The organism is Bacillota bacterium, from assembly GCA_013314855.1.
Taxonomy (GTDB): domain Bacteria; phylum Bacillota; class Clostridia; order Acetivibrionales; family DUMC01; genus Ch48.
The window spans coordinates 1-3,655 of the sequence record JABUEW010000219.1; the positions used below are offsets into that span (position 1 = coordinate 1).

Genomic DNA, 3,655 nt, shown 5'->3' on the forward strand with positions numbered 1-3,655 from the left:
TTAAAATTAAAATAATTAAGCTCCTCAAATTTATGAGGAGCAATTGTAAAAGTTAACCTGTGCAAGGATCACATATAAGGATTTCTACTTCTCTGTCACCGGTGATATCTACTCTAAGAACTCTGAAATAATCTTTATAATCATTATTTTGGTAACGTGGAGGAGCCGTTACTTTTATTCCGGAGATTTTAATACCTTCTTTCTCTAACATTTTCACAGCATTTTTTAAGTCCAAACCAATAACATCAGGCATGTCCATAATTAAACTTCAAGAATCTCCTGTCCCTTTAATTCAGTTATTTTGTCAATTTCCGAGATATATTTGTCAGTTAGAGCTTGAATATCCTTCTCAGCATCTTTAAGGTCATCTTCTGTTATTTCACCTTCTTTTTTTAGAATCCTGTATTCTTCTATAGCTTCTCTTCTTATAGCTCTTACAGCTACCTTTGAGTCTTCTCCATATTTCTTAACTACTTTCAGTAATTCTTTTCTTCTCTCCTCCGTAAGAATTGGAAACACCAACCTGATTACCCTTCCGTCATTATTTGGGTTTATACCTATATCAGATTTTTGAATTGCTTTTTCAATGTCTTTTAATGTATTTATATCCCATGGTTGTATTACTATGACCCTGGCCTCCGGTACTGAGATATTGGCCAACTGATTAATTGGAGTAGGTACACCATAATAATCAACAGTTACTTTATCCAATATTGCCGGATTTGCTCTTCCTGCCCTCAACCGGGCTAATTCCTGTTTTAATACACTTATTGTTTTATTCATTTTTTCTTCAATCTGCTTATATTCATCTTTAGACATATTAACCCTCCCCTTATTATGTAATTGATGTCCCGATATCCTCGCCCAGGACAACCTTTACAATATTTTTTGGATCATCAATGCCAAACACTATTATAGGTATTTCATTATCCATACATAATGATGTAGCAGTAGAATCCATTACTCCAAGCCTTTGATTTATAATATCCAAATGGGATATCTTGTTATATTTTTTTGCGTTAGGGTTCTTTACAGGATCGTCGTCATATACGCCATCAACTTTCTTTGCAAGTAATATAACTTCTGCATCAATTTCAGCAGCCCTTAAGGCAGCGGCGGTATCCGTAGAAAAATAAGGATTACCTGTACCACAGGCAAATATTACTATCCTCTTTTTCTCCAGGTGCCTTACTGCCCTTCTCCTTATATAGGGTTCCGCTATTTGCCTCATTTCAATTGCCGTCTGTACTCTTACAGGTATACCCTTTGACTCCAAAGAATCCTGGAGAGCAAGGGCATTTATTACAGTAGCCAGCATACCCATATGATCAGCAGTAGTACGATCCATCCCTTTGCCGCTCCTTCCCCTCCAAAAGTTACCTCCCCCTACAACAATAGCTATTTCCACGCCTAATTCAAATATTTCTTTTATGTTGTTGGTAATCCCATCCAATGTTTCAACATCCAGTCCAAAGTTATTCTTTCCTGCCAGGGCTTCCCCACTAATTTTCAGTACCACCCTTTTATACTTGGCACTCTGCATAGATAATTTCCTCCGCTTTTTACAAAGACTACCATTATAAACAAGCATATAACCTTTAAAAAAAGGGACATATATTGTTATATGTCCCTTTTTTAAGCTAACAACCAATTTGTTTCATTACCTCATCTGCAAAATTCTCTTCTTTTTTTTCAATTCCTTCTCCTCTTTCAAACCTTGCAAATCTTCTAATGTTGATATTTTCCCCTATCAAGGCAATTTTCTCCATTAGAAGTTCATTAATTGTTTTATCAGGGTCCCTTATCCATTGTTGCTCTAATAGGCAGACTTCCTTATAAAACTTTTCTAATCTTCCCTCAACCATTTTCTCAATAACTTTCTCAGGTTTCCCCTCATTGAGAGCTTGGGCCCTCAGAATTTCCTTTTCCTTTTCAATAACTGCGGCAGGTACATCTTCTCTTCTTATATATTCAGGTTTAGTTGCAGCAATTTGCATTGCTATGTCTTTTACAAATTTTCTGAATTCTTCATTTTTAGCTGCAAAGTCGGTCTCAACATTCACTTCAACAAGGACTCCAATTCTTCCGTCTCCATGGATATATGCATCCACAATACCTTCTGCAGCTATCCTTCCCGCCTTTTTTGCTGCAGATGCAAGTCCTTTTTCTCTTAAATATTCGATAGCCTTTTCCATATCTCCATTTGCCTCTACAAGAGCTCTTTTGCAGTCCATCATTCCAGCTCCTACTTTTTCACGAAGCTGTTTTACCATATCAGCAGTAATCATCAAAACTCCTCCAAACATAAATTTTTAGTAAATTCGTATAACTATTCTTCTATTGTAGCTACAAAGTTTACAGGTACTTCCTCTGTTTCTTCCTCTTCTTCAGATTCTTCATCAAAATCAAACATTTCTTCTACTTCGGTAAAACCTGAAAATTTTTCTTCAACTATTTCCAGAGTTTCCTCCTCATATTCCGCAGGGCCTTCCTCTACGGTTTGTACCTCTGTATTATCTGATGCAGGTGTCATCTGTTCACCCTGTTTGCCTTCAATTACTGCATCTGCCATTTTGCCGGCTATAAGTTTAATGGCCCTTATTGCATCGTCATTTCCAGGTATTACATAATCTATCTCATCAGGGTCACAATTTGTGTCTACAATTGCAACTATAGGTATTCCCAGTTTTCTAGCCTCTAATACGGCAATTCTTTCCTTTCTCGGGTCTACAATAAACACAGCTCCCGGCAGCCTTTTCATTTCTTTTATTCCACCCAGGTATTTCTCAAGCCTCTCCATTTCGCCTCTTAACTTTATTACTTCTTTTTTAGGTAAAACCTCAAATATCCCTTCCTGTTCCATTTCAATCAATTCGTTCAATCTGTCGACCCTGCCTCTTATGGTCTTAAAGTTGGTCAGCATTCCTCCCAGCCACCTGACATTTACGTAGAATTGCCCTGCCCTTTCAGCCTCTTCTTTAATAGAATCCTGGGCCTGCTTTTTTGTCCCTACGAAGAGAATATCTTCTCCATTCATAGCTGTTTCCCTTATAAATAAATAGGCCTCTTCTATCTTTTTTACAGTTTTTTGTAAGTCGATAATGTAAATACCGTTCCTCTCTGTAAAGATATACTCGGCCATTTTCGGGTTCCATCTTCTGGTCTGATGACCAAAGTGTACTCCTGCTTCAAGCAGTTGTTTCATAGATATTATTGACATAAAACGCCTCCTACTATAATTAGTTTTATACCTCCACAGCAGTCAACTTCACGGGAGACCGCAATCTCTACGGCACTTTCCCATAAATCGTACTGTGTGTGTATTTTTTCCGGTAAGTAGTATAACACATAGATAATTTTTTATCAACTATTTTGAGAAATTTTCGTGGGCGCATTTTATTTTTACGAAGAAAATGCACCCAATTTTCGTCTTTTACTCAGAAAGATAACAGAGATGAAGCACGAATTTAAAAGAAAGAGAAAACAAGAGTTATAGAGAGTAGCAAAAAAATATTTTCGCAAAACCGAGTTGGACACGTACAAGATTAGTATTGTATAGTAGACTTGGGGGAGGTAGGTAATCAAGTCATGAACAATACTAATAGAACATTTTCAGGTAGGACATTTAGTCCTGAAGATATAGAAATGATAAAAT

The 3,655-nt window shown here is 36.8% G+C and carries 5 protein-coding genes; all 5 read right to left on the reverse strand.

Annotated features, from left to right (window positions below; translation table 11 throughout):
• Positions 1 to 52: 52 nt before the first annotated feature.
• Positions 53 to 259 (reverse strand): PASTA domain-containing protein, encoded by a 207-nt coding sequence (locus HPY74_20315; GenBank protein NSW92952.1) that lies wholly within the window; start codon positions 257 to 259, stop codon positions 53 to 55.
• Positions 260 to 261: 2 nt separating this feature from the next.
• Positions 262 to 819 (reverse strand): ribosome recycling factor, encoded by a 558-nt coding sequence (gene frr / locus HPY74_20320; protein NSW92953.1) that lies wholly within the window; start codon positions 817 to 819, stop codon positions 262 to 264.
• A 16-nt stretch (positions 820 to 835) separates the two neighbouring features.
• On the reverse strand, positions 836 to 1,543 hold the full coding sequence (locus HPY74_20325; GenBank protein NSW92954.1) for a UMP kinase: 708 nt from the start codon (positions 1,541 to 1,543) through the stop codon (positions 836 to 838).
• Between the two features lie 97 nt (positions 1,544 to 1,640).
• The gene (gene tsf / locus HPY74_20330) at positions 1,641 to 2,288 is read right to left on the reverse strand and encodes a translation elongation factor Ts (protein NSW92955.1); all 648 of its coding nucleotides are present in this window, start codon (positions 2,286 to 2,288) and stop codon (positions 1,641 to 1,643) included.
• A gap of 41 nt (positions 2,289 to 2,329) precedes the next feature.
• Entirely contained in the window at positions 2,330 to 3,220 is an 891-nt protein-coding gene (gene rpsB / locus HPY74_20335) for a 30S ribosomal protein S2 (protein ID NSW92956.1), read from the reverse strand.
• Between the last annotated feature and the right edge of the window lie 435 nt (positions 3,221 to 3,655).

Excerpts from the sequence above, each read along its gene's own strand:
- HPY74_20315 (NSW92952.1), bottom strand. The coding sequence starts at position 259 with ATGGACATGCCTGATGTTATTGGTTTGGACTTAAAAAATGCTGTGAAA.
- frr (NSW92953.1), bottom strand. The coding sequence starts at position 819 with ATGTCTAAAGATGAATATAAGCAGATTGAAGAAAAAATGAATAAAACA.
- HPY74_20325 (NSW92954.1), bottom strand. The coding sequence starts at position 1,543 with ATGCAGAGTGCCAAGTATAAAAGGGTGGTACTGAAAATTAGTGGGGAA.
- tsf (NSW92955.1), bottom strand. The coding sequence starts at position 2,288 with ATGATTACTGCTGATATGGTAAAACAGCTTCGTGAAAAAGTAGGAGCT.
- rpsB (NSW92956.1), bottom strand. The coding sequence starts at position 3,220 with ATGTCAATAATATCTATGAAACAACTGCTTGAAGCAGGAGTACACTTT.